The sequence below is a fragment of the Rodentibacter trehalosifermentans genome (genome assembly GCF_002000545.1).
In the GTDB taxonomy this organism is placed as follows: Bacteria; Pseudomonadota; Gammaproteobacteria; order Enterobacterales; family Pasteurellaceae; genus Rodentibacter; species Rodentibacter trehalosifermentans.
Map to the genome: position 1 here is coordinate 1 of NZ_MLHL01000088.1, position 4,223 is coordinate 4,223.

Genomic DNA, 4,223 nt, shown 5'->3' on the forward strand with positions numbered 1-4,223 from the left:
ACGTCAGCCCCAAAAATATTCTTTAATACAGTTGTTGGGGGTAGTCTAAGTGATAAAGCAAAAGGAATATATGAAAACCACGATAGTAAGAAACAAGGAGATAAACAATGAAAAATTTATTTTCTATTTCTATTTCTTTCTTTGGTTTATCTTTTCTTATCTTTTTAGGGTTTACTCTTATAGAGTTTGATGTGGGAAGTAAGCATATCCATTATACAATGCTTATTAAGGAGTCTTTAATTATGTCATTTAAAATACATTTGGTTATACTTCCAATACATTTTCTAACATCGAAAAAGATTGATAAACACAAATGAACTCCATGAGTATCAACAATCGGGTTTAACCCTTGCGGTGAGTACGCCGGTGATGGATATGGCACAAGCAGCCTATAGCAGCATAAAACGCAGTGAGCAGGTCACCAATCCGAAGCTGAAAGCGCTTTATGCGATGAAAGCGGCGGAAGAAGTGGCGATGGCGGCACAAAATGTGGGTAAAGTAACAGAAACCTTGGACGCATCACAGGCAGGGGAAATGCAAGGGACGGGGACAACCGCCAGCCCGAGTGTCAAAATCAGTGTGAGCTACGGCAATCAAAAACAAACGCAGAGCAGTGAAAGCCAAAGCATTAGCCATCAAAAATCAACCCTGAGCACCGGCACATTGAATGTGAAAGCCCGAGATGAAAAACTGACCTTTGAAGGGGTGGATGCGAATGCTAAGCTGATGGCGCTTTCAGGCAAACAAGGAATTGAGGTTAAAGGCGTAAAAGACGAAGAGCAGCAACGCACGAAAACTCAATCGGTAGGTGGCAGTGTGAGTGTGTTTATTGGCACGAACGGCAACAGCTACTGCTTGGGCGGAGAGAGTTCGGTGAATACCGCTCAAGGCAAATCGAACTCGGATAGCGAACATTGGCAAAACAGCCGTCTTCAAGCAGAGAAACTCATCACGAATAGTGAAGAAGGGGGCTTAACGCTTGAAGCCGCCAATCTTAAAGCAAAACGTTGGGAGGCGGACCTTCAAAACCTGACGCTCACCAGCCGCCAAGATACGGAGAAATACGAATCCAAACAAACCAGTGCTGGGGCAAGTGGGTCGATAGCCTATGGTTCGGGCGGTGGGGCTTCGGTGAATGGGGCGTATAGCAAGGCAAGCGTGGATTATGCCCAAGTGAAAGAACAAACCGGCATTCAAGTGGGCGAAGAGGGAATGAACGCCACAATCCATAACCACACCCAACTCAATGGCGCTATTATTGAAAGCGAAGCAACCCAAGAGAAAAACCGCTTTAAGACAGGCTCAATTAGCCATACGGATATCGAAAACCGAAGTGAAATCAAAACGGAAAGTGCGAGTATCAGCGCAGGCAGTAACGGAATTAATCCCATGCAAGCGATAAGTAGCGCATTGAGTTTGTTGGGCAATCGTCACGAGAAGGAACGAAGCACAACCCAATCGGCTATCAGTGAAAACATCCGTATTGACACCGAAACACCGGAAAATCTGACCGCACTTTCGAGGGACACGAAAAACGCCAATCAGCAGGTAGATAAACAAGACCTACAACAAGTGCAAGAGCGGCAGGAAATGGCGAAAGTGATAGGGGAGATTGCCAACAATGCCATCAGTATTGCGACTTATGAAGAGCGGGAGAAAATCAACAAGCTCGGGCTTGAGAAGTTTAAGCTGGAAGAGAAGTATGGCAAAAACCACCCTCAAGCCCAACAGCTTGGAGAACAAATCAACCAAATCCAAGAGAATATCGACCGCACTTATGGCATAGGCAGCCCAAATGGCATGGGTGCAGTGACGGCAGCCCTTCAAGCAGCGGCACAAAACGACACCAATGGTGCAATCGTGGCGCTTGCTTCGCCTTATCTCAACAAGCAAATCCACGATATGACGAAGGAGAACACGGCGAAAGACAAGGCGACCAACCTGATAGCCCACGCCTTGCTTTCGGCGGTAGAGTTCCAAGTCACGGGCAAAGACCCGCTGACGGGGGCGGTTGCAGGCGTAACGGGTGAAGCCACGGCGACAATACTGACTAAAGCCCTTTATGACAAAACGCCGGACCAACTAACGGCAAGTGAGAAAGAGAATATCAGCACCTTGAGCCAAGTGGCAGGTGGATTGGCAGGCGCACTGACAGCGAAAGCCAATGGCAGCACAGACCAACAAGGCGGCACGTTCCTCACCGCCACAGCTGGGGCTGAGACGGCGAAAAGGGCGGTGGAGAATAATTATCTATTTAGACAAGAGGCAGAAGAAAAAGCGGTTCTAGAACGCAAGGTTAAAAATAACCAAGCTACAGAGGAAGAAAAAGTAAGACTTTCTCAGCTTGAGAAACTTGATTCGGAACGAGATAGAGCCATTATAATGGCTTGTTCCGGAAGTGTAAGTAGCCAATCCTGTCTGTCTTTAGTAAATGAAGCGAATTATGCCAAATTTGGTTACGAACAGAATTTAAGTTACAACCTGAAATTCAAAGAGCTTTATCCAAATGACTATCAAAATGTAGAGAAAATTCTTAAAGGTAAGGATGCTGATTCGGTTGAGTTTGAGAAGATAGCGATTAACTTTGCGCAAGGACAAAATATTTCTTTAGATGAAGCAAAAAGTATCTTAAGTAAGATTTATGCTTTTAGAGCCGGTGCGGAATTTACTGGATCATTAGTAGGAATGGCTGCGCTGAATCATGCTGGAAAGGCGTTACCGAAAGGTGTAGTTCAAGACGTATCTACAAAGAAAGTGGACAATAATGGAGTTAAAGGTGAAATTGGTAGATCGACAAAGATTGGAACAAATAGTTCAAAGTATAATGCTGAGCTAAATAAAAAAATTGATATAAAACCTTATTCACCAAAATCTATTTTTAAGAAAGATGGATATTACCATGCTGATGGTATGAAGATTTCAGAAAATTACTATGAGAAATTGTGGAATAATGGTCGTAAAGCTCCATTTATTCAAGCTAGGGAAATCATCCAATCTAATCCTAAAATAACGCCTGATGATCGTGGTAAGGTAGGTTTTTATAGATATGAATCAAATGGTTTAGAAATGATCTATAATCCACAGACAAAAGAAATATGGCATATTCAACCAATAAAAGGAACGAAAAATGGAAAATTATGATGTGTTATTGGATAGATTAGATGTTTATTCAAATATTACAGCCGAGATTGATAGAATTCTTTCTGACTATAAAAGAAATATAACTGATTTGATTTTTAAAATTCGATCTTCTAATGATAAAAAAATTATTTATGAATTATTCAAGATTCAGGATTATCTTTCAGTAGTGTTATATAAATATGAATATCCTGTGGGTGACTATTTATCCGAATTTATTTATGAGTTTGATAGGCAGGATGAAGAAAGTGTAGATTATTTATTAAAAAAAATAATAACCGATAAACAATTCTTAGAGGTTAGTTCTAATTCTATGTAAATTAATGGCTAAATTGAAAACGTACAATGGGAAAGTACGGTAGAAACTTATACCACCAGACAGGAAGCGGTAGAGCGGGAAGTTATGGCTATGCTTATGCGTTAGATGATAAATATTGTTCTGATTTGCCGAGTCGCTGGTCTTAGAGCAGTGTGGATAAATCAGAACGAGAAAAATTTTATTCGGATTTAAAGTATCAATATGTGACAAAACCAAAAGTCATTAGCGATTCCTTTGATAGTAGAGTTTCTCAATCAACAAAAGATGCATTAGAAACTTTATCAGTAATCTACTGAGGAGCAGGTATATTGAAAGGGGCTCAAACCATAAACAATTTGATGTCTAATTTAACTAAATTTACTTTGGGTATACATGGTTTTGATTTGGGTATTGATAGTCCTATAGCCCCAAGAGAATTGATAGAAATCAATCCATTGCCGGAATATAAGATCCCCTATGACTTTATGAAACGGTTCAATTTTGATAAATCTCATCAGGTTTGGGTGAATGATGTTAAGCAAAGAATGGAAGAGACACAGCAGAAAAAAGATGAAACTAAAAAAGGATTTTGGGCTTCATTGTTTAAGCGTTGATTAAATTAAAAAAATAAAGAGGTACAAAACGGCGTCAATAGTACGGATATAGGCAAACTGAATGTCTCGTTAAACGCTTAGGCGATGGTTATTATGAACAGCGTTTGGTGCGAGAGCAAATCAACCAACTGACGGGACGGATGTTTTTAGGCGATTATCAAGATTTAGAAAGC

3 protein-coding genes are annotated in these 4,223 nt (G+C 40.9%); all 3 read left to right on the plus strand.

Annotation, left to right across the window (positions count from 1 at the left end):
• Positions 1 to 300: 300 nt before the first annotated feature.
• The 3 genes from BKK52_RS12280 (at position 301) to BKK52_RS12290 (ending at position 4,050) form a co-directional block, all read left to right on the plus strand.
• The gene (locus BKK52_RS12280; RefSeq protein WP_244160255.1) at positions 301 to 3,141 is read left to right on the plus strand and encodes a hemagglutinin repeat-containing protein; all 2,841 of its coding nucleotides are present in this window, start codon (positions 301 to 303) and stop codon (positions 3,139 to 3,141) included.
• Positions 3,128 to 3,457: a hypothetical protein gene (locus tag BKK52_RS12285; protein WP_077421723.1), complete on the plus strand. Its 330-nt coding sequence runs from the start codon at positions 3,128 to 3,130 to the stop codon at positions 3,455 to 3,457. Before BKK52_RS12280 ends, BKK52_RS12285 begins: the two co-directional genes overlap by 14 nt.
• 308 nt (positions 3,458 to 3,765) lie before the next feature.
• Positions 3,766 to 4,050, plus strand: a complete 285-nt coding sequence (locus tag BKK52_RS12290) for a hypothetical protein (RefSeq protein ID WP_242650058.1) — start codon at positions 3,766 to 3,768, stop codon at positions 4,048 to 4,050.
• Positions 4,051 to 4,223: the final 173 nt, after the last annotated feature.

Excerpts from the sequence above, each read along its gene's own strand:
- BKK52_RS12285 (WP_077421723.1), top strand. The coding sequence starts at position 3,128 with ATGGAAAATTATGATGTGTTATTGGATAGATTAGATGTTTATTCAAAT.